The sequence below is a fragment of the Pseudomonas sp. S49 genome (assembly GCF_009866785.1).
Classification (GTDB): domain Bacteria; phylum Pseudomonadota; class Gammaproteobacteria; order Pseudomonadales; family Pseudomonadaceae; genus Aquipseudomonas.
Map to the genome: position 1 here is coordinate 5,421,362 of NZ_CP019432.1, position 22,006 is coordinate 5,443,367.

Annotated in this window: 19 protein-coding genes; 4 read left to right on the forward strand and 15 right to left on the reverse strand. The window is 59.6% G+C overall.

Translation table 11 applies throughout. From position 1 onward, the window contains the following. Positions 1 to 86: 86 nt before the first annotated feature. The 4 genes from guaA to PspS49_RS23790 all read right to left on the reverse strand — a co-directional run bounded on the left by guaA (position 87) and on the right by PspS49_RS23790 (position 4,801). On the reverse strand, positions 87 to 1,664 hold the full coding sequence (guaA, locus tag PspS49_RS23775) for a glutamine-hydrolyzing GMP synthase (protein WP_127929653.1): 1,578 nt from the start codon (positions 1,662 to 1,664) through the stop codon (positions 87 to 89). A 99-nt stretch (positions 1,665 to 1,763) separates the two neighbouring features. Beyond that, on the reverse strand, positions 1,764 to 3,233 hold the full coding sequence (gene guaB, locus PspS49_RS23780; protein ID WP_007916845.1) for an IMP dehydrogenase: 1,470 nt from the start codon (positions 3,231 to 3,233) through the stop codon (positions 1,764 to 1,766). A 116-nt stretch (positions 3,234 to 3,349) separates the two neighbouring features. Then, a complete protein-coding gene (locus PspS49_RS23785) occupies positions 3,350 to 3,898 on the reverse strand; it encodes a sugar ABC transporter ATPase (protein ID WP_160041704.1) in 549 nt (182 codons plus the stop codon). Positions 3,899 to 4,033: 135 nt separating this feature from the next. After that, positions 4,034 to 4,801, reverse strand: coding sequence for a sulfite exporter TauE/SafE family protein (locus tag PspS49_RS23790; RefSeq protein WP_160041706.1), 768 nt, complete (start codon positions 4,799 to 4,801; stop codon positions 4,034 to 4,036). A gap of 100 nt (positions 4,802 to 4,901) precedes the next feature. Between PspS49_RS23790 and PspS49_RS23795 the strand changes: the two genes are divergently transcribed. The 4 genes from PspS49_RS23795 to leuA all read left to right on the forward strand — a co-directional run bounded on the left by PspS49_RS23795 (position 4,902) and on the right by leuA (position 10,268). Then, positions 4,902 to 5,789 carry a LysR family transcriptional regulator gene (locus tag PspS49_RS23795; protein WP_160041708.1) on the forward strand — a complete coding sequence of 296 codons (888 nt, stop codon included), beginning with the start codon at positions 4,902 to 4,904 and terminating at the stop codon, positions 5,787 to 5,789. A gap of 131 nt (positions 5,790 to 5,920) precedes the next feature. Then, positions 5,921 to 7,300 (forward strand): exodeoxyribonuclease VII large subunit, encoded by a 1,380-nt coding sequence (gene xseA, locus PspS49_RS23800; RefSeq protein ID WP_016984362.1) that lies wholly within the window; start codon positions 5,921 to 5,923, stop codon positions 7,298 to 7,300. A 3-nt stretch (positions 7,301 to 7,303) separates the two neighbouring features. Next, the gene (locus PspS49_RS23805) at positions 7,304 to 8,125 is read left to right on the forward strand and encodes a M23 family metallopeptidase (protein ID WP_127929658.1); all 822 of its coding nucleotides are present in this window, start codon (positions 7,304 to 7,306) and stop codon (positions 8,123 to 8,125) included. A gap of 463 nt (positions 8,126 to 8,588) precedes the next feature. Beyond that, positions 8,589 to 10,268, forward strand: a complete 1,680-nt coding sequence (gene leuA, locus PspS49_RS23810) for a 2-isopropylmalate synthase (RefSeq protein WP_160041710.1) — start codon at positions 8,589 to 8,591, stop codon at positions 10,266 to 10,268. 167 nt (positions 10,269 to 10,435) lie between these two features. Here leuA and PspS49_RS23815 read toward each other — a convergent pair whose 3' ends face one another. From PspS49_RS23815 to ndk, 11 genes are all read right to left on the reverse strand, one after another. Further along, a complete protein-coding gene (locus PspS49_RS23815) occupies positions 10,436 to 11,227 on the reverse strand; it encodes an amidohydrolase (RefSeq protein WP_160041712.1) in 792 nt (263 codons plus the stop codon). Continuing rightward, on the reverse strand, positions 11,215 to 12,363 hold the full coding sequence (locus tag PspS49_RS23820; protein WP_127929661.1) for a pyridoxal phosphate-dependent aminotransferase: 1,149 nt from the start codon (positions 12,361 to 12,363) through the stop codon (positions 11,215 to 11,217). Before PspS49_RS23820 ends, PspS49_RS23815 begins: the two co-directional genes overlap by 13 nt. Before the next feature lie 235 nt (positions 12,364 to 12,598). Then, positions 12,599 to 14,068 carry a ribosome biogenesis GTPase Der gene (gene der / locus PspS49_RS23825; protein ID WP_095122497.1) on the reverse strand — a complete coding sequence of 490 codons (1,470 nt, stop codon included), beginning with the start codon at positions 14,066 to 14,068 and terminating at the stop codon, positions 12,599 to 12,601. A gap of 237 nt (positions 14,069 to 14,305) precedes the next feature. After that, a complete protein-coding gene (gene bamB / locus PspS49_RS23830) occupies positions 14,306 to 15,457 on the reverse strand; it encodes an outer membrane protein assembly factor BamB (protein ID WP_038362973.1) in 1,152 nt (383 codons plus the stop codon). Continuing rightward, entirely contained in the window at positions 15,450 to 16,091 is a 642-nt protein-coding gene (locus PspS49_RS23835) for a tetratricopeptide repeat protein (protein ID WP_007916865.1), read from the reverse strand. Before PspS49_RS23835 ends, bamB begins: the two co-directional genes overlap by 8 nt. A gap of 41 nt (positions 16,092 to 16,132) precedes the next feature. After that, entirely contained in the window at positions 16,133 to 17,422 is a 1,290-nt protein-coding gene (gene hisS, locus PspS49_RS23840) for a histidine--tRNA ligase (protein ID WP_016984369.1), read from the reverse strand. Positions 17,423 to 17,459: 37 nt separating this feature from the next. Beyond that, entirely contained in the window at positions 17,460 to 18,569 is a 1,110-nt protein-coding gene (ispG, locus tag PspS49_RS23845) for a flavodoxin-dependent (E)-4-hydroxy-3-methylbut-2-enyl-diphosphate synthase (RefSeq protein WP_003227888.1), read from the reverse strand. A 3-nt stretch (positions 18,570 to 18,572) separates the two neighbouring features. After that, the gene (locus tag PspS49_RS23850; protein WP_160041714.1) at positions 18,573 to 19,616 is read right to left on the reverse strand and encodes a RodZ family helix-turn-helix domain-containing protein; all 1,044 of its coding nucleotides are present in this window, start codon (positions 19,614 to 19,616) and stop codon (positions 18,573 to 18,575) included. Then, on the reverse strand, positions 19,616 to 20,374 hold the full coding sequence (gene pilW, locus PspS49_RS23855) for a type IV pilus biogenesis/stability protein PilW (protein ID WP_160041716.1): 759 nt from the start codon (positions 20,372 to 20,374) through the stop codon (positions 19,616 to 19,618). The genes PspS49_RS23850 and pilW overlap by 1 nt, the downstream gene beginning before the upstream one ends. A gap of 12 nt (positions 20,375 to 20,386) precedes the next feature. Continuing rightward, complete coding sequence (gene rlmN / locus PspS49_RS23860; protein WP_016984373.1) at positions 20,387 to 21,535, reverse strand: 23S rRNA (adenine(2503)-C(2))-methyltransferase RlmN; 1,149 nt, start codon at positions 21,533 to 21,535, stop codon at positions 20,387 to 20,389. Positions 21,536 to 21,563: 28 nt separating this feature from the next. Next, positions 21,564 to 21,989 carry a nucleoside-diphosphate kinase gene (gene ndk / locus PspS49_RS23865; RefSeq protein WP_007916882.1) on the reverse strand — a complete coding sequence of 142 codons (426 nt, stop codon included), beginning with the start codon at positions 21,987 to 21,989 and terminating at the stop codon, positions 21,564 to 21,566. Between the last annotated feature and the right edge of the window lie 17 nt (positions 21,990 to 22,006).

The following is a 22,006-nucleotide window of genomic DNA, read 5'->3' on the forward strand; positions in this document are numbered from 1 at the left end:
CGTCAAAAACGCAGAGGCCGCGTGAAACATGGTTTCACGCGGCCTCTTGATCTGCCTGCCGTCACGCCATCAAGGCGTGCGCGGGATCACTCCCACTCAATGGTCGCCGGCGGCTTGCTCGACACGTCGTAAGTGACGCGGGAAATGCCTTCGATTTCATTGATGATGCGGCCGGAGACGGTTTCCAGCAATTCGTAAGGCAGGTGTGCCCAACGTGCGGTCATGAAGTCGATGGTTTCTACGGCACGCAGGGCAACCACCCAGGCGTAACGACGGCCATCGCCAACAACGCCAACCGACTTCACTGGCTGGAACACGACGAATGCCTGGCTGACCTTGTGGTACCAGTCGGCTTTGCGCAGTTCTTCGATGAAGATGTGGTCAGCACGACGCAGCAGGTCGGCGTATTCCTTTTTCACTTCACCGAGGATGCGCACGCCCAGGCCCGGGCCCGGGAACGGGTGACGGTAGACCATGTCGTACGGCAGACCCAGTTCCAGGCCCAGACGACGGACTTCGTCCTTGAACAGTTCGCGCAGTGGCTCGACCAGTTTCAGGTTCATCTCTTCCGGCAGGCCGCCCACGTTGTGGTGCGACTTGATCACGTGAGCCTTGCCGCTTTTCGCGCCAGCCGACTCGATCACGTCCGGGTAGATGGTGCCCTGAGCGAGGTACTTGATGTTGTCCAGTTTGTTCGACTGGGCATCGAAGACGTCGATGAAGGTGCGACCGATGATCTTGCGCTTCTTCTCCGGATCGGCTTCGCCGGCCAGGTTGTTCAGGAACTGCTCTTCAGCGTTGGCGCGGATCACTTTGACGCCCATGTTCTCGGCGAACATGGCCATCACTTGCTCGCCTTCGTGCAGACGCAGCAGGCCATTGTCGACGAAGACGCAGGTCAGTTGGTCGCCGATGGCTTTGTGCAGCAGCGCAGCAACTACCGAGGAGTCAACGCCGCCGGACAGACCCAGCAGCACGTTGTCGGTGCCGACCTGTGCGCGGATGTTGGCGATGGCGTCTTCAGCGATCTTCGACGGGGTCCACAGGGCTTCACAGCCGCAGATGTCGAGGACGAAGCGCGACAGGATGCGACCGCCCTGCTTGGTGTGGGTTACTTCCGGGTGGAACTGCACGCCGTAGTAGCCACGGTCGTCGTTGAACATACCGGCGATCGGGCAGCTCGGGGTGCTGGCCAGAATGTGGAAGTCTTCCGGCATCTTGGTGACCTTGTCACCGTGGCTCATCCATACGTCGAGGCCGAACAGGCCGTCAGCGTCGATGTGGTCTTCGATGCCGTCGAGCAGGCGGCTCTTGCCGACCACGTCAACACGGGCGTAACCGAACTCACGCAGTTCGGAACCTTCAACCTTGCCGCCCAGTTGCTCGGCCATGGTCTGCATGCCGTAGCAGATACCGAAGACCGGTACGCCCAGGTCGAACACTGCCTGCGGGCAACGCGGGCTGTCGGCGACGTGCACGGACTCGGGGCCGCCGGCGAGGATGACGCCTTTAGGAGCGAATTCGCGGATCGCATCTTCGTCCATATCGAACGGGTGCAGTTCGCAGTACACACCGATTTCGCGCACGCGGCGGGCAATCAGTTGGGTGTATTGCGAGCCGAAGTCGAGGATCAGGATGCGGTGAGCGTGAATATCGAGGGCCATGATTCAGTCTCGTCTAAGTCGTTCAGAAACAGTCGTGATTCAGAAACAACTCGGGGCTGAATCAAACAGCCCCGGTTGCTTACTTTATTGCTTGAAGGCTCAACCTACGCGGTAGTTTGGCGCTTCTTTGGTGATCTGCACGTCATGAACGTGGGATTCGGCCATACCAGCGCCGGTGATCCGCACGAACTCAGGCTTGGTGCGCATTTCTTCGATGTTGGCGCTACCGGTGTAGCCCATCGAAGAACGCAGACCGCCCATCAACTGGTGAATGATCGCGCTCAGGGTGCCTTTGTAAGGAACACGGCCTTCGATGCCTTCCGGAACGAGTTTCTCGGCGCCTGCCGAGGAGTCCTGGAAGTAGCGGTCGGAAGAGCCTTGTGCCTGGGACATGGCGCCCAGCGAACCCATGCCGCGATACGCCTTGTACGAACGGCCCTGGAACAGTTCGATTTCGCCCGGCGCTTCTTCAGTACCGGCGAACATCGAGCCCATCATCACGCAGGAAGCACCGGCAACGATGGCCTTGGACAGGTCACCGGAGAAACGGATGCCGCCGTCGGCGATCAACGGAACGCCAGTGCCTTCGAGGGCAGCGGCAACGTTGGCGATGGCACTGATTTGCGGGACGCCGACACCGGCGACGATACGGGTGGTGCAGATCGAGCCAGGGCCGATACCGACCTTGACTGCGTCAGCGCCTGCTTCGGCCAGAGCCTTGGCAGCAGCGCCGGTGGCGATGTTGCCGCCGATCACCTGCACTTCAGGGAAATTCTCTTTGACCCAGCGAACACGGTCGATCACGCCTTTGGAGTGACCGTGCGCGGTATCGACTACCACGACGTCAACGCCAGCATTGACCAGAGCGGCAACGCGGTCACCGGTGTCTTTACCGGTGCCGACAGCGGCGCCCACGCGCAGACGACCTTGATCGTCCTTGCTGGCCAGCGGGTAGGCTTTGGCTTTTTCGATATCGTTGACGGTCATCATGCCTTTGAGGGCGAATTTGTCGTCAACGATCAGCACACGCTCGATGCGGTGCTTGTGCAGCAGTTCGCGTGCTTCGTCTTTGCTCGCGCCTTCCTTGATCGTGACCAGACGCTCTTTGGGCGTCATCACTTCACGGACGGTGGCTTCCAGACGGCTTTCGAAACGCACGTCACGGGAGGTGACGATGCCGACCAGGTCGCCATCGTGCAGTACCGGAACGCCGGAAATATTGTGCATGCGGGTCAATTCGAACAGGTCACGCACCGTGGCATCAGCCTCGATGGTGATCGGATCCTTGACGACGCCGGCTTCGAACTTCTTGACCTTGCGCACTTCGGCAGCTTGCTGCTCGATGGTCATGTTCTTGTGGATAATGCCGATGCCACCTTCCTGAGCCATGGCGATTGCCAGACGGGCTTCAGTAACGGTGTCCATGGCGGCAGAAACCAGAGGAATGTTCAGCTCGATGCCACGGGTAAGGCGGGTCTTGAGACTGACTTCGTTAGGAAGTACCTCGGAATAACCGGGCACTAGGAGAATGTCGTCGAATGTCAGAGCTTCTTGGCTGATACGCAGCATCGCGGGGGCTCCCGAGCGGGAAAATGGAAGCGCGCCATTATAGTCAGACACCCCCTGCTGTTCAATGTAAAACTCAGCTTAATATCAATGTTGCTGATGTACGGGAATCCCCGCCGTTACAGCTCCACCTTGACCCAAGAGACAGGTTGATCGAGCCAATCAGCAAACTCATCGATAAAGCTCTGCTTGAAGCCCGCCTCCAGCCAGTTGTTGAAGATGAAACCGAGGTTGGAAAACCCGCACTCCTGCAAATAAAGGAAGCCGTTGATGTCGTCTTCATGCCCGCATTCCGGGCAAGTGAAGTTGTCAGTGCGACCCGGGAACCAGTCTTCGAGGCTTTCGAACAGCGCTTCGCCGATCTCATGCCGACACTCGGCGCAACCGGCCTCTTCGAGAAAACCCTTGGCCGGTGTGTAGATGCAGCGCTTGGTGACGATCTCCAGCCCATTGATCGGCTCCCCGAATGGCAGCGCTTGTGGATGCAGGACCACGGCACGCGCGCCATCGGCAATCGCGTAAGCCATGCGGTTGCCGGTGCGACCACAAGTCGTCAGCTCTTCTTTGATGATGTTCTTGCGCACCAGCCAGCGCAGAATCGCCCGGGCCCGGGGTTCGTGGACCGGCAGGGTGGAGATTTTCGGGACGATGATGCTTTGCGAATTCATGGAAAGTCCTGCGGTGTGGCTTCTGACGCCTTCGCGAGCAGGCTCGCTCCCACATTGGTATGCGCTACCTGTGGGAGCGAGCTTGCTCGCGAAGAGGCCCTTAAAGCCGGCAGCTTAATCCCTGACGAAATCCGGTCAAGTGCTGAGGTAACGCCCGATCAGCGCAAGCCCGCTCGCCAGTACCAGCCACGTCACCAGCCGCACGAACGCCTCGCGTGACAAACGCATGGTCAACCGCCGCCCGATCCACAACCCCAACGCCATGGCCGGCAACAGACACAGCGCCAGCATCAACAAGGGTAGCTCGGCATACACACCCGCGATGGCAAATAGACTCAAACGCACCACCGTGCTGCAACTGATCAGCGCACTTTGTGTGGCCCGGGCGGCCTCTTTCGGCAAACGGCTGTTGAGATAAATCGCATATAAAAAGCCGCCACTGCCAAACAGCGCCCCGAACAATCCACCCACAGTCCCCATCGGCACTGCCCACGCCGCCGACAACTGCGCTGGCCGCGCTTTCACCCACAGGCTGTAAATCGCATAAGCGCTGATAAACAGCCCCATCAACAGCAGCAACACATCGGATTTGAGGTTGAGCAGAAAAATCACCCCCAATGTGCAGCCGACTGCCATGCACGGCAGCAGCCGTAACAACTCCGGTTTCGCCACATCGCGCCGCGACGGCAGTAGATTGCCGAACGCCGCGACAAAATCCAGCAGCACCAGCAACGGCACAATCTTCGACAGTGGCATGAACAGAATCAGAATCGGCCCCGCCACCAGCGCCGTACCAAATCCGGCAATACCGAACACGATATAAGCCAGCGCGATACCCAATCCGATCACCGCCCAACCACTGGCGCCCCACGACCACTCACTCAACAACCCCGCCACGCTCATCGATGCGCTTCCTTAATAAGCCTGAAATGACTTTAGCCAGCCCGGAGTCTTGCGACTAATATCTTCAAAGCCACCGACTCATCTCAAAAAGGCATTACTTGTGCTTTCGACTCGTCAATTGCGCTATTTCGTGGAAATCGCCGAATGCGGCAGCTTCAGTGCGGCGGCCGAGCGTCTGTTTATCGCGCAATCGGCGCTGAGCCGGCAGATCAAGGACATGGAAACGCGTCTGCAAACGCCGTTATTCGAACGCACGGCGCGCCAGCCCCGACTGACGGCGGCGGGCGAAGCGTTTCTGCCGCGGGCAAGAAATCTGCTCAATGAGCTGAGCAAGGCCAGCGCCATGGCCACTGAGGTCGGCAATGGTCAGCTCGGCACCTTGCGCCTCAGCCATTCCAGCACCGTGTCGATCAGCGGTCGTTTGCTCAGTGACATCGGCGCTTATCTGCAGCGACAACCCGGTGTATCGCTGGACATCGGCAAGTTGTCTTCCGAGGCGCAACTGGAAGAATTGGCCGAGGGCCGACTCGATATTGGCTTGCTGCGCCTGCCGGTGTTGCGCCAGCGTGAAGGGATTCAGATTGTGCCGCTGTTCACTGAGCGATTGCTGCTGGCGGTTCCGATGGATCATCGGTTGGCCGCCGCTGAGCGTGTCGACCTGGCACAGTTGAAGGACGAAGCGTTCATCTCGATCCCGCATCCACAACGTGGCGGCCTGAGTTATCTGTGTGCCGATCTGTGCATGCGTCAGGGTTTCTTCCCCAAAGCTGCGCGGGTGATGTCGCGCAAAACCACGCAGTTACAGTTGATTCAGGCCGGGTTCGGCATCGCCCTGCTGCCGGAATCGATGCAGGACATTGCGCCGAGCGGCGTGCGCTTTCTGCCGCTGACCGATCCCGATTGCCAAAGCACCGTCGCCCTCGCCTATCGCCAGAATCCAACACCCCTGATTCACCACTTCATCGAAACCTTCACCCCCCCCTTGTAGGAGTGAGCCTGCTCGCGATAGCGGTTGAACATTCAACCTATCCTGCGACTGACACACCGCTATCGCGAGCAGGCTCACTCCTACAGGGGACTTGTGGTGATTCAACGGCAAATGCCTTTAAACTGCGCCCCATGATTAAAGATCCCTTTGCAAGACTTGGCCTGGACCGTGAAGTCCTGACCGTCAGCCAGCTCAACGGCCGCGCGCGGGTGTTGCTCGAAGACGTGTTCAGCAACATCTGGGTCGAAGGCGAAATCTCCAACCTCGCCCGCCCGGCGTCCGGCCACATCTATTTCACCCTCAAGGACAGCGGCGCGCAGGTGCGTTGCGCGTTGTTCCGGCAGAACGCGGCGCGCGTGCGTCAGGCGCTCAAGGACGGTCTGGCGGTGAAGGTGCGCGGCAAGGTCTCGTTGTTCGAGGGCCGTGGCGACTATCAACTGATCCTCGACACCGTTGAGCCTGCCGGTGACGGTGCGCTACGCCTGGCTTTCGATGCGCTGAAAGAAAAACTCAGCGCTGAAGGTCTGTTCAGCGCCGAACGCAAAGTGCCGCTGCCGGCACATCCGCAACGCATCGGCATCATCAGTTCGCCGACCGGCGCGGTGATTCGCGACATCATCAGCGTGTTCCGCCGCCGTGCGCCGCAAGTGCAACTGACGTTGATTCCGACCGCCGTGCAGGGCCGTGAAGCCACCGCGCAAATCGTCCGTGCCCTGAAAATGGCCGATGCGCGTGGTTTCGATGCGCTGATCCTCGCCCGTGGCGGCGGCTCGCTGGAGGACCTCTGGTGCTTCAACGAAGAAGCCGTGGCCCGTGCCGTTGATGCCTGCGTGACGCCAATCGTCAGCGCCGTCGGCCATGAAACCGATGTATCGATCAGCGACTTTGTTGCCGACGTCCGTGCGCCAACGCCGTCCGCTGCCGCCGAACTACTCGCACCCGATTCCAGCCATCTGATCCGCCAGGTCGAAAGCCTGCATCGCCGTTTGGTGATGCGCATGCGTGACCGCTTGATGCGTGATCGCCTGCGTCTGGAAGGCATGGCCCGTCGCCTGCGCCATCCCGGCGAACGGCTGCGCCAGCAGGCTCAGCGTCTGGACGATCTGGACATGCGCATGCGCCGGGCGTTCGAGCGCCATCTCAATACTCGCCGCGAACGCTTGATCCGCCTGGAGACGCGCCTCGCCGGCCAGCATCCGGGACGGCAATTGGCGATGTTGCGCCAGCGTCTCGACAGCCTTGCCGAACGCCTGCCCCGCGCCATGCGTGAAGGCCTGAAAAACCGTCGTCTGCAACTGCACAGCCAGATGCAGACGCTGCACGTGGTCAGCCCGTTGGCAACGCTCGGTCGTGGCTACAGCATTCTGCTCGATGAGCGTGGCCACGCAATCCGCAACGCCGCCCAGACCCACACCGGCCAGCGTCTGAAAGCCAAACTCGGCGAAGGCGAACTGCAAGTGCGCGTCGAGGACAATCACCTGACGCCTGTCACCCTCTCTTTACTGGACTGATCCATGCCGCGTTTTCTGGCTCCACTGTTTCTGCTGTGCCTGACCTTCAATGCCCACGCCGACAGTTACATCACCCGGCTGCTGAACAAACCGGTGCCGGGTGGCGTGGCGGTGGTTGATCTGGGCGCGGCCGCGCAGGCGCCGAAAGCCACGTATCAGGGCAAACCAGTGCTGGTGGTAAAAGAACAGAACAACTGGCTGGCGATTGTCGGTGTGCCGCTGACCGTGAAGCCAGGCGCGCAACAGATCAGCAGTGGCGGGCGCAACTTGCCGTTCACCGTGGGCAACAAGAAGTACCCGGAACAGCGCATTACTCTGAAGAACAAGCAGCAGGTCAATCCGGATCAGTCGAACCTCAAGCGCATCGAGGGTGAACTGGCTGAGCAGATCAAGGCCTACCGCAGCTTCAGCCCGAACACGCCGAGCAATCTGCTGCTGGACAAACCGGTCAACGGGCCGCTGTCGAGCAAGTTTGGCGTGCGCCGTTTCTTCAATGGTGAAGAACGCAATCCCCACGCAGGCCTCGACTTTGCGGTGCCGGCGGGTACGCCGATCAAGACCCCGGCGGCGGGCAAGGTGATCCTCACCGGCAACTACTTCTTCAACGGCAACACCGTGTTTGTCGACCATGGACAGGGCTTTATCAGCATGTTCTGCCATATGTCGAAGATTGATGTGAAAGTCGGCGATCAACTGGCGCGGGGCGCGGTGGTCGGCAAGGTTGGCATGACCGGCCGGGCGACCGGACCGCATATGCACTGGAATGTCAGCCTGAATGATGCGCGGGTGGATCCGGCGATTTTCATTGGTGCGTTTCAACCTTAAATATGTGTTGAGGCGACCGGCCTCTTCGCGAGCAGGCTCGCTCCCACACTGGATCTTATTCACAACACAGATCCCCTGTGGGAGCGAGCCTGCTCGCGAAGGCGGCCTATAAAACACCGCCACACTCAATGAATCTTCAAAAACTCAATTGCGCCCCAATCTAACCTCACGCAAATATCAATAAGATCCACCGCCTTAAGAGCAATAAAATCCCGCAAAAACCCGCTTTCCGAGTATTCCTCTCAATTTTTTCCGACTGCTTGCCATCCTCTCCCCTCGCGGTTAGGGTTGAAGGCATGAAAACCTCTCACACCCTCATTCAGCTTCGCCAGCACCGCAGCCTGTGCCTCGTCAGCGCACGACTGCCAGGCTGAATCGCGGCACCTCGTCCCACGCTTTTCCCTGAACATTCGTAACACCGGCAGGCCGCCTCTTTTCGGCCCAGACAATAAGGAATTTCCCGATGAGCATGCTCAAAGATCCGTCTTCGAAATACCGCGCGTTTCCCGTCATCAACCTGCCGGATCGCACCTGGCCGTCGAAAACCATCGACACCGCGCCGATCTGGTGCAGCTCCGACCTGCGTGACGGCAACCAGTCGCTGATCGAACCGATGGACGCGGTAAAGAAGCTGCGCTTCTGGAAAACCCTCGTGCAGGTCGGTGTGAAGGAAATCGAAGCGTCGTTCCCGGCCGCTTCGCAAACTGACTTCGACTTCGTGCGTACCCTCATCGAAGAAGGCCACATTCCGGATGACACCACCATTCAGGTGCTGACCCAAGGCCGTGAAGACCTGATCGAGCGCACTTTCGAATCCTTGCGCGGTGCGAAGAAAGCCATCGTTCACTTGTACAACGCTACCTCGCCTTCTTTCCGTCGCATCGTCTTCAACCAGGACAAGGACGGCATCAAGGCCATCGCTGTGAACGCGGCCAAGCTGTTCGTCAAATACGCCGCAATGCAGCCGGACACCGAGTGGACTTTCGAATACTCGCCGGAAACCTTCAGCGCCACCGAGCTGGAGTTCGCCAAGGAAGTCTGTGATGCGGTGATTGAGGTCTGGAACCCGACGCCTGAGCACAAGATGATCCTCAACCTGCCCGCCACCGTTGAGTGCGCGACGCCGAATATCTACGCCGACCAGATCGAGTGGTTCGGCCGCCACATCAACCGTCGTGACAGCGTGATCATCAGCCTGCACACCCACAACGACCGTGGCACAGGCGTTGCGGCTACCGAACTGGGCCTGATGGCGGGTGCCGATCGCGTCGAAGGCTGCCTGTTCGGCAACGGCGAGCGTACCGGTAACGTCGACCTCGTCACCGTCGCACTGAACATGTACACCCAGGGTCTCGACCCGCAACTGGACTTCTCCGACATCGACGGCGTGCGCAAAGTGGTTGAGGAGTGCAACCAGATTCAGGTTCACCCACGTCACCCGTACGTTGGCGACCTGGTGCACACCGCGTTCTCCGGCTCGCACCAGGATGCAATCCGCAAGGGCTTCTCCCAGCAGAAACCCGATGCACTGTGGGAAGTGCCGTACTTGCCGATCGACCCGGCCGACATTGGCCGCAGCTACGAGGCGGTGATTCGCGTCAACAGCCAGTCGGGCAAGGGCGGCATCGCTTACTTGCTGGAGCAGGAATACGGCATCAGCCTGCCACGTCGCATGCAGATCGAATTCAGCCAGGTGGTGCAGCGTGAAACCGACCGTCTCGGCCTGGAAATGACTGCCAAGCAAATCCACTCGTTGTTGATCAGCGAATACCTGCAAGCCAACACCCCGTACGCGCTGGTCAGCCATCGCCTGCAGGAAGAAAACGGCAACAGCAACGTCGAAGTGGAAGTGGCGAGCAAAGGTCAGGGCGAAACCAACCTGCACTGGCGCGGCAAGGGCAACGGTGCGCTGGAAGCACTGGTCGCCGGCCTGCCGGTTCCGGTCGAGATCATGGACTACAACGAACACGCGATCGGCGCGGGCACCAACGCCAAAGCAGCGGCGTACATCGAGCTGCGTGTGAATGGCGAACGTGCGGTGCACGGCGTGGGCATTGATGAAAACATCACCACGGCCAGCTTCAAGGCCCTGTTCAGCGCGCTGAACCGCTCGTTGAGCCAGCCTGAGGCGAAAGCGGCGTAAGTCATCGCTGAAATGCAAAAGGCCCCGGCGTTTGAACTCCGGGGCCTTTTTTGCCTGCGATCGTTCCCACGCTCTGCGTGGGAATGCCTCAAGGGACGCTCTGCGTCCAGTGACGCGGAGCGTCACGGGCTGCATTCCCACGCAGAGCGTGGGAACGATCAGTTACCTCAGGTGAACTCGAAGGTGTCGGCATCCAGATTCGCCGGGAAACGCTCGCGATACGCCGCCAGTGGCGCCGCCTCAAGCACGACCTTGAACACCCCGTCGGCCTCCCCCGCCGCCAGCAAGGTTTCACCCTGGAAATCCAGCACCTGACTGTCTCCGGTATACGCGAAACCCTTGCCGTCGGTACCAACGCGATTCACCGCCGCCACATAGCAAAGGTTCTCGATCGCCCGAGCAGGCAACAGTCGGTTCCAGTGCAACCGTCGCGCACCCGGCCAATTCGCCGTGTACAGCAGCAGATCCGTATCTTGCGCATCTCGGCTCCACACCGGAAAACGCAGGTCGTAACAAATCAGCGGGCGGATCCGCCAGCCCTTGAGTTCGAACTGCACCTGGCGTTCGCCGGGGGTGTAGTGGTTGTGCTCACCGGCCATGCGGAACAGGTGGCGCTTGTCGTAGTGCAGCACTTCGCCGTCCGGCCGTGCCCATAGCAAGCGATTGCGATGGCTGCCGTCAGCCGCCTGAATGATCACACTGCCGGTGATCACTGCATCGAGCTTCGCCGCCTGAACCCGTAGCCATTTGTGCGTCGGACCGTTCTCGGCTTCGGCGAGGATTTCCGACTCCATGGAAAAACCGGTGGTGAACATCTCCGGCAGGATGATCAGATCAGCGCCCTGCGCCTGCTCCAGCAACTGCTCGAAATGCTCGAAATTGGCCTGACGGTCATGCCAGGCCAGGCTGGTCTGGATCAGCGCCAGGTTCAGATCGGGTAACGCACTCAGATCACGCATAGTTTTGCCGCCGCTTCGCGCAGCGTCTCCTCGCGTTTGGCAAAGCACAGGCGCACCAGGCGCTGGCCTTCGGGTGGGCTTTGATAGAAGACCGACACTGGAATACTCGCCACGCCGTGTTCGCGGGTCATCCACATGGCCATCTCGACGTCATTCAGGTCGGGGCGGATCTGCGAGTAATCCACCAACTGAAAATAAGTGCCGGCGACACGGCTGAAAGTGAAGCGCGACGGCGCCAGCAGATCGCAGAACAGATCGCGTTTGGCCTGATAGAAAGCAGGCAGCTCTTCGACGTGTTCGGGATGCTCGGCCATGTAATCGGCCAGCGCGTATTGCAGCGGTGTGACGCCGCAGAAACTGACGTACTGGTGCACCTTGCGCAACTCGGCCGTCAGCGCTGGCGGCGCGACGACGTAGCCGGTTTTCCAGCCAGTGACGTGATAGGTCTTGCCGAACGAGCTGACCACGAACGCGCGCTGATACAGTTCTTCATGGGCGAGCACGCTGACGTGCGGCACGCCGTCAAACACCAGGTGTTCATAGACTTCGTCGCTGATCAGGTAGATGTCGCGATCACGGATCAGCGCCGCCAGTTGATCCAGCTCCGCACGGCTGATCAGTGCACCGCTCGGGTTATGCGGGGTATTGATGACGATCATTTTCGTGCGCGGGCTCAGGGCCGCAGCGAGCTGGTCGAAATCGATGGAGAAGTCGTCCGGGTTCAACTGCACATGCACGCAACGACCGCCCGCCAACTCCGTGGCCGGCTCGTAGCTGTCGTAGCACGGATCGAACACGATGACTTCGTCGCCGCTGTGGATAACCGCTTGAATCGCACAGAAGATCGCCTGGGTCGCGCCCGGCGTCACGGTCACTTCGTTGTCGGCATTGACCTGCACGCCATAGCTGCGAGCGATTTTCGCCGCAATCTGCTCGCGCAGCGCCGGCAGCCCGGTCATCGGCGAATACTGGTTGTGGCCACTGGCAATGTGCCGACCGACCGCATCGCGCAACGACTGCGGGCCGTCAAAATCAGGAAAACCCTGGGACAGGTTGATCGCGCCGGTTTGCGCGGCGAGCTGAGACATCTGCGTGAAAATAGTGATGCCGACATTCGGCAGCTTACTGGTGATCATCGGGGGTTCCCTGCTCAACACCCGGCTCTGACGACGGCGCGGGAGAGCCCGAGGATAGCCCATCCGGCGCCCATAAAAAAAGGGCGCCGGATGGCACCCTTCTCTCATGTTGATCGTTCCCACGCTCTGCGTGGGCATGCAGCCTTGGACGCTCTGCGTCCACCGCTTATGTGACGCAGAGCGTCACGGGATACATTCCCACGCGGAGCATGGGAACGATCAGCGAGCCGCGACCTTATTTCTTGTCGCGGCGCTTCTTGTCGGCTTTCTTGTGGTGCGACATCAAACGACGCTTCTTGTTGACCTGGCGGTCGGTCAGCGTGGTCTTGTTGCCTTCGTACGGGTTCTCGCCGCCCTTGAACTCGATGCGGATCGGCGTACCGACCAGCTTCAGCACACGACGGTAGGTGTTTTCGAGATAACGCACATACGACTTCGGCACTTTCTCGATCTGGTTACCGTGGATCACGATGATCGGCGGGTTCGCACCACCCAAGTGGGCATAACGCAGCTTGATCCGGCGGTTGTTGACCATCGGTGGCGCGTGCTCGCCAACGGCGTCTTCCAGAATCTGGGTCAGACGGTTGGTCGGCCAGCGGGTGACCGCCGACTTGAACGAGTTCTGTACGGATGCGTAGAGGTTACCCACGCCAGTGCCGTGCAGGGCCGAGATGAAGTGAATGTCGGCGTAATCAACGAAGAACAGACGACGTTGCAGCTCGACTTTGACGTAGTCGCGCTCGCTCGGCGTCATGCCATCCCACTTGTTGATCGCGATCACCAGCGCACGACCCGACTCAATGGCAAAACCGAGCAGGTTGAGGTCGTGATCGACCACGCCTTCGCGGGCGTCCATCACGAAGATCACCACGTTGGCGTCTTTGATCGCCTGCAGGGTTTTGACCACGGAGAATTTTTCGACTTCTTCGTGGATCTTGCCGCGCTTGCGCACACCAGCGGTGTCGATCAGCGTGTACTTCTCTTCATTGCGTTCGAACGGAATGTAGATACTGTCACGCGTGGTGCCGGGTTGGTCGTAGACGATTACGCGGTCTTCACCGAGCATGCGGTTGACCAGGGTCGACTTGCCCACGTTCGGACGGCCGATGATGGCGATCTTGATCCCGTCTTTTTCGCTTGGGCCAGGAATGCGCTTGGCTTCCTCGCCTTCGGCAACGATCTCTTCTTCGCCGTCTTCCGGCTCTTCTGCGTCTTTGGGGAAATCACCCAGGGCGATTTCCAGCATCTGGGTGATGCCACGGCCGTGAGCACCGGCGATCGGGATCGCGTGGCCCATGCCCAACGGAGCGAATTCAGCGCGGGCCATTTCCGGGTCGATGTTGTCGACCTTGTTGGCGACCACGTAGGAACGCTTGTTACGTTTGCGCAGGTGTTCGGCGATCATCTGGTCGGCGGCGGTGAAACCGGCCTTGGCATCTACCAGGAACAGCACAACATCCGCTTCTTCAATGGCCAGCAGCGACTGCTCGGCCATTTTTTCGTCCATACCGTGCTCGTCACCGGAGATACCACCGGTGTCGACCAGAATGTAGGAACGCCCTTGCCACTTGGCCTCACCGTACTGGCGATCACGGGTCAGACCGGACAAGTCGCCGACGATGGCGTCGCGAGTCCTGGTCAGGCGGTTGAACAAGGTGGACTTGCCGACGTTCGGTCGGCCCACCAGGGCGATTACGGGAACCATGCGGCTCTCCACTTCGTTATTTCAGAAAATACAAAAGCCGCTGCGAGGCAGCGGCTGGTGCTCGGGGCAACACTGTGGGTGTTCTCTGTGGGAGCGAGCCTGCTCGCGAAAAACGCCAAGGCACCGCGTTTATTCAGGCCGTCTGCGTAATCGTTGACGCCCATCGCGAGCAGGCTCGCTCCCACATTCATACTCACAAGTGAAGCTGCCTGGGGGTGTTAACCCCAAGCATAGTTGTTACTTGATGGTCAGGGCTTCCAGTTTGCCGCTGTTGCCATATACATAAATCGTGTCACCCACCACCAGCGGACGGGCACGCAGGCCGTCGCTGTCGATGCGCTCACGGCCGACGAAACGACCGTCAACCTGACTCAGCAGGTGCAGATAACCTTCCAGGTCACCCACTGCAACATAGCTGGAGAACACTTCCGGAGCCGACAGTTGACGGCGAGCCAGCGAATCGTTGCTCCACAATGCAGTGGTGGAACGCTCGTCGACGCCTTCAACGGTGCCCGAAGACAGGCTCACGTAAACGCTGCCGAAACCCTGAGCGATACCGGCATAGCTCGACGCATCGCGCTGCCAGAGTTGACGACCGCTTTCCAGGTCCAGTGCCGCAACGCGACCCTGGTAGCTGGCAACGTACAGGGTGCCGCCGGACAGCAGCAGACCGCCGTCGATGTCGACCACGCGCTCCAGTTCCGAACGACCTTGTGGAATCGCAATGCGTTGTTCCCACACCGGCACGCCGTTGGAAATGTCCAGAGCAACCACTTTACCGGTCGACAGACCAGCCACCGCGAGGCGGTTGGTCACCAACGGGGCACTGGTGCCACGCAGGGTCAGTACGGCCGGGGTGCTGTCATACACCCAGCGCTGGGTACCGGTGGAGGCGTCCAGGCCGATCAGACGATCGTCCTGAGTCTGCACCACTACGACGTCACCGTTGTTAGCCGGCGGCGCGAGGACTTCGCTGTTTACGCGAGCACGCCACTTCTCTTCACCGTTGCTGGTGTCCAGAGCGACGACTTCGCCACGCAGGGTGCCGATCAGCACCAGACCATAACCAACGCCGACAGCGCCGGAGACGGGCAGCTCAAGATCCTGCTTCCATTTCACGTCGCCATTGCCGCGATCCATGGCCATCACCACGCCGGTCACATCAGCGGCGTAGATGGTGTCACCGTCGATCGCCGGCACCAGCATGTTGTAGGTTTCGCCCTGACCGTCACCGATCGAACGACTCCACTGCTTGTGCAGAACCACTTCTTCTTTGAAGTCGGTCAGTTCAGCCGGTGGCAATTCTTTTTTGCTGTTGCTGCTGCAACCCGCGGCCAGAAGGGCCAGAGCCAGCAATGCTGCATGCTTCCAACGGATCACGTCACGCATCCCCTTTGGCCAGGTCGTCGAGCTTGATTTGAAGGCCACCGACCGCCGCTTCATCCGACAGTGCCGCCTTGGCTTTTTGATACGCCTTGTTCGCGTCATCGGTACGGCCCAGCTGCACCAGCAGGTCGCCCTTGAGTTCTTCGCGAGTGGCCAGGAACGCTTTGTCGGCATCGCCGTCGAGCAGTTTCAGGCCGTCTTCAGCCTTGTTCTGCGCGCCAAGCACCTGCGCCAGACGCTGACGGGCGATTTCGCCCAGCGCCGGGTTGGCCGGTTTGTCGACGATGGCTTTCAGCTCGGTCGCGGCGTCATCCAGCTTGCCGCTGTCGACCGCCACTTTGGCCACGAACAGGCTGCCGTACTGCGCGTAGGCAGAACCGCCGAATTCGCTGTTGAGCTTGCCGGCCAGGTCCGCAACGCGGGCCGCATCAGGCTTGCCGTCAGGCGTCAGCGTGGTTTCCAGCAATTGCTGATAGAGCACCGAGGCGCCTTGCGACTGGTTGCTCTGATACTTGTGATAAGCCTGCCAGCCGAACACGATGACCAGCGCCAACAGGCCGCCGGTGACCAGAGGTTTGCCGTTGCGTGTCCACCAGTCCTTCAAATCCGCCAACTGTTCGTCTTCGGTACTCGACACCCCAATACTCCTTAATCGCTAAATCGGCTGTTTGGACAGCTTCAACCCTGCACGACGCAGGTGGCCAGGTGAGCGGCGAGCGCATCCCAGGCAATGCTTTGTTGTTCGCCCTGGCCACGCAGGGGTTTGAAACCTACCACTTGCTGGGCCATTTCGTCGTCACCGAGGATCAGTGCGTACAGCGCACCGCTCTTGTCGGCCTTCTTGAACTGGCTTTTGAAGCTGCCGGCGCCGGCATTGACTTGCAGACGCAGGTTTGGAAGTTGATCGCGAACCCGTTCAGCCAGAGCCAGACCGGCCAGCTCGGCTTCTTCACCGAAGGCGCAGAGGTAGACATCGACCTGACGGGAGATTTCTTCCGGAATCTGCTCCAGGGTTTCCAGCATCAAAACCAGACGCTCGATGCCCATGGCGAAACCAACGCCAGTGGTCGGCTTGCCGCCCATCTGCTCGACCAGACCGTCGTAACGGCCACCGGCGCAGACAGTGCCTTGGGCGCCGAGCTTGTCGGTGACCCATTCGAAAACGGTTTTGCTGTAGTAATCGAGGCCGCGAACCAGTTTCGGGTTGAGCACGTACGGAATGCCAACGGCATCCAGGCGCGCTTTCAAACCTTCGAAGTGTGCACGAGACTCGTCATCGAGGTAGTCGGCCATCTTCGGCGCATCAACCAGCACCGCTTGAGTGTCGGCATTTTTCGTGTCTAGCACGCGCAGCGGGTTGGTTTTCAGACGACGCTGGCTGTCTTCGTCGAGCTTGTCGTGGTGCGCCGAGAGGTACTCGACCAGCGCTTCACGATAGCGACCACGGGACTCGCTGGTACCCAGACTGTTGAGCTCGAGCTTGACCGCATCACGGATACCCAACTCGCCCCACAGGCGCCAGGTCATGGTTATCAGCTCGGCGTCGATGTCCGGACCGTCGAGGTTGAACACTTCCAGACCGATCTGGTGGAACTGGCGATAACGGCCTTTCTGCGGACGCTCGTGGCGGAACATCGGGCCGATGTACCAGAGTTTCTGTACCTGGCCACCGCCGGTGATGCCGTGCTCAAGCACAGCACGCACGCACGCCGCGGTGCCTTCCGGACGCAAGGTCAGGGAGTCGCCGTTGCGGTCTTCAAAGGTGTACATCTCTTTTTCGACGATGTCGGTCACTTCACCGATCGAGCGTTTGAACAGCTCGGTGAACTCGACGATCGGCATACGGATCTGCTTGTAACCGTAGTTATCCAGCAGACGCGCAACGGTGCCCTCGAAATAACGCCACAGCGGGGTCTGTTCGGGCAGGATGTCGTTCATGCCACGAATGGCTTGCAGAGACTTGCTCACTTTAAATCCTTAAATTCGTTCGGCGCTTCAGTCAGGCTCAGCCGCGCGCAATAACCGCAGCGTCAGCTTCGACCTTTTCGGCCGCTTTCTGGCGGATCAGCTTTTCCAGCTCGTCCACCAGATTGTCATTCGTCAGTTTCTGCGACGGCTTGCCGTCGATGTAAATCAGGTTTGGCGTGCCGCCGGTCAAGCCGATATGGGCTTCCTTGGCTTCGCCGGGGCCGTTGACCACACAACCGATTACCGCGACATCCAGCGGCACCAGCAGGTCTTCAAGGCGCCCTTCCAGCTCGTTCATGGTTTTCACCACATCGAAGTTCTGCCGCGAGCAGCTCGGGCAGGCGATGAAGTTGATGCCACGGGAACGCAGATGCAAAGACTTGAGAATGTCGTAACCGACCTTCACTTCCTCGACCGGATCGGCCGCCAGCGAGATGCGGATAGTATCGCCAATCCCCTCGGCGAGCAGCATACCTAGGCCCACGGCGGATTTCACTGTGCCCGAACGCAATCCACCAGCTTCGGTGATGCCCAGGTGCAGCGGCTGAACGATTTCTTTCGCCAGCAAGCGGTAGGCTTCGACGGCCATGAACACGTCGGAGGCTTTCACGCTGACCTTGAAGTCCTGGAAGTTCAGGCGTTCGAGATGCTCAACGTGACGCAGAGCGGACTCAACCAGCGCGGCTGGCGTCGGCTCGCCATATTTCTTCTGCAGGTCTTTTTCCAGGGAACCGGCGTTGACGCCGATGCGGATCGGAATCCCGCGATCACGTGCCGCATCGACCACCGCACGAACACGATCTTCGCGACCGATGTTGCCCGGGTTGATGCGCAGGCAGTCCACACCCAATTCGGCTACGCGCAGGGCGATCTTGTAGTCGAAGTGGATGTCGGCAACCAACGGCACTTTGACCAGTTGCTTGATCTTGCCAAACGCCTCGGCGGCGTCCATGTCCGGTACCGAAACGCGAACGATGTCGACGCCGGCGGCTTCCAGACGATTGATTTGCGCAACAGTGGCGGCAACGTCATTGGTGTCGCTGTTGGTCATGCTCTGCACCGCGATCGGCGCATCGCCGCCCACCGGTACGTTGCCGACCCAGATCTTGCGCGAAACGCGACGTTTGATTGGAGATTCGCCGTGCATGACTTATTGACCCAACTTCAGGCGAGCAGTCTCGCCACTGGTGAACGGAGCGATATCGACCGGTTGGCCGTTGTAGCTGACCTGTGCGGCGCGAGCTACGCCCAGACGTACGTTAAGCGGCGGCTTGCCGGAAACGGTCACGCTGTCGCCTTTATGCTTGAGACCACTGAAAATCACTTTGCCACGGCCATCGGTCACTTGTGCCCAGCAATCGGCGCTGAACTGCAGTTGGACCTGACCGTCGCCAGCGACCGGAGCGGCCACTTCTGCGGTTGGTGCTGGTGTAGCAGGAACCACTGGAGCGCTAACGGTTGGCGCTGGGGTAGCAGGAACGGTTGGCGCAGGAGTGGCCGGATTGGCGACAACCGGGGCTGGCGTGTGAACCGGGGCGGACGGCGTTACAGCCGGAGCAACCGGTGCAGTTGGAGCGGTTGCCGGGGAGGCCGCTTCGGCGCCAGTCGATTCAGCGGTAGTTTCAGACTGAGGCAATGCCAGTGCAGTCGAACTGTCGGCCTGATTTTCCTCGACAGCCTGATCTTCCGGCTCATCGATCGGATGAATCTGGGTGGTGCCGTCAGCACCTTCGACTTCAACGTGCTCAGGCGCCAGAGAAGCCAGATCCTTGGTACGCAGCGAGGTCTGATCCTGCCACCAGACGAAACCGCCGCCGATGACCGCGATCAGCAACAGCAGGCTGACAATACGCAAAATGGTGTGGGAAACCCGCACCGGCTCTTCGATACGACCGAGGGCATGAACGTTGCTGCCCTGGGAATCGGTGCCGGTGGACTGGTCGAATTGCTGAACCAGAACGGTCTGGTCCATGCCGAGCAACTTGGCATAGGCGCGAATGTAACCGCGAGCAAAGGTATGCCCCGGCAGCTTGTCGAAAGCGCCGGCTTCAAGATTGCTCAGGGAGGTCACGGTGAGGTTGAGCTTGAGGGCCACTTCGGCCAGCGACCAGCCATTGCTTTCGCGGGCCTGGCGCAGGGTCTCACCGGGGTTAACGCGATTCGCTGCTACAACTTCGGGATGCGCCGCTTTCATCATTGCTCCGACAGGTATTGCTGATATTCCGGCGTACCGGGATAGAGTCGTTTTAATTGCAGGCCATAACTGGCGGCCTTGTCGCGATCTTCAAACACTTTTGCCAGCCGAACGCCGAGCAATAGACTACGTGCATTTTGTTCGGTCAGCAGGCTGAAACGGTCGTAATAGTCACGCGCGGGCACATAATGCCTGTCTTCGAAGGACAACTCAGCCATTTCCAGCAATGCGCGCGGTTGTTGGCGATTCAAGCGCAGTGCCTTTTCCAGCTGTTGCTGTGCCAGATCCCGCTGACCGAGCTTTGCTGCCGTCATGCCGAGGTTCTCGAACACACGCGAGCGCTCAGGATACAGGGTATCGGCCGCAGCCTGTTCAAAACGCTCGTAGGCTTCTTTATAACGCTGTTGTTCGTAGAGAAAACTGCCGTAGTTGTTGAGGATACGGGCATCGGCGGGACGGGATGACAAAGCCTTGCGGAAGTGTTCGTCGGCCAGTTCCGGTTCCACTTCGGACTGAAACACCAAGCCGAGGGCCGCGTTGGCGTCAGGGTCGGAACCGTCGATTTCCAGCGCCTTCTTCAGCGGCACCTTGGCCCGCTCGGCCATGCCTTGCTGCAAGTACCCCAGCCCCAGCTGCACGTAGGCAGCCCGCGCTTCATCGCGGCCCTTGCTGGTCTTCATCGGGTTGTAGTCACCCGACAGGACACAACCAGCGCACAGGCTGGCCAACAGCAACAGCAGCGCAAAGCGCAGGGACATAGAGATCCTCTCTTAATTTGTGTTCGCGGCGTTCTGTGCCAGATCGCTGTCGGCGCTCAACTCGCGCACGGCGATGTAACGTTCGCTGCGACGGGTGCGATCCAGCACCTGCCCTACCAATTGACCACATGCAGCGTCGATGTCTTCACCACGGGTGGTGCGGACAGTGACGTTGAAACCGGCCTGATGCAACTGATCCTGGAAACGACGGATCGCGTTGTTGCTCGGACGCTCGTACCCGGAGTGCGGAAACGGGTTGAACGGAATCAGGTTGATCTTGCACGGAATGTTCTTCAGCAGCTCGATCATCTCGACGGCGTGCTCAACCTTGTCATTGATGTCCTTGAGCAAGGTGTACTCGATGGTCAGCACACGTTTCTCGCCAAGGGCGGACATGTAGCGCTGGCACGACTCGAGCAGCATCTTAAGCGGATATTTCTTGTTGATCGGCACCAATTGGTTACGCAATGCGTCATTCGGTGCGTGCAGGGACAACGCCAGGGACACGTCGATGTGCTTGGCCAGCTCATCGATCATCGGCACCACACCCGACGTGGACAGGGTCACGCGGCGCTTGGAGATCCCGTAGCCGAGGTCATCCATCATCAGATGCATGGCGGCAACGACGTTGTCGAAGTTCAGCAGCGGCTCACCCATGCCCATCATCACCACGTTGGTGATGGCACGGTCGACGGTTGCCGGGACACTGCCGAAAGATTTGTTGGCAATCCACACCTGACCGATCACTTCGGCGGCGGTGAGGTTGCTATTGAAGCCTTGCTTGCCGGTGGAGCAGAAACTGCAATCCAGGGCACAGCCTGCCTGGGACGAAACGCACAGAGTGCCGCGTTTGCCCTGGGGAATGTATACGGTCTCGACGCAGCTGCCGGACGCCACGCGCACCACCCACTTACGGGTGCCGTCGCTGGAGATGTCCTCGCTGACCACTTCCGGACCACGGACCTCAGCAATAGCCTTGAGCTTGTCGCGCAAGGCCTTGCTGACGTTCGTCATGGCGTCGAAATCATCGACACCAAAGTGGTGAATCCATTTCATTACCTGACCGGCACGGAAACGCTTCTCCCCGATTGAGTCGAAGAATTTTTCCATTTCCTGTTGAGTCAGACCCAGCAGGTTGGTTTTTACAGTCGATGTAGTCATGGATTCACCTTCACTCTTAAGCCAATGCTTAGCGAGTGGTTACTTCAGTAGCTGCGAAGAAGTACGAGATTTCACGAGCAGCTGCGGCTTCGGAGTCCGAACCGTGAACAGCGTTGGCGTCGATGGAATCAGCGAAGTCAGCGCGGATGGTGCCGGCAGCAGCTTCTTTAGGGTTGGTAGCGCCCATCAGCTCACGGTTCAGAGCGATAGCGTTTTCGCCTTCCAGAACCTGAACAACAACAGGACCGGAGATCATGAAAGCAACCAGGTCGCCGAAGAAACCACGAGCGCTGTGCTCAGCGTAGAAGCCTTCAGCTTCAGCTTTGGACAGTTGCTTCAGTTTCGAAGCTACAACGCGCAGGCCGGCTTTTTCGAAACGAGTGGTGATTTCGCCGATGACGTTTTTTGCAACAGCGTCAGGCTTGATGATGGAGAAAGTGCGTTGAACAGCCATGGTGTAACTCCAGAAAC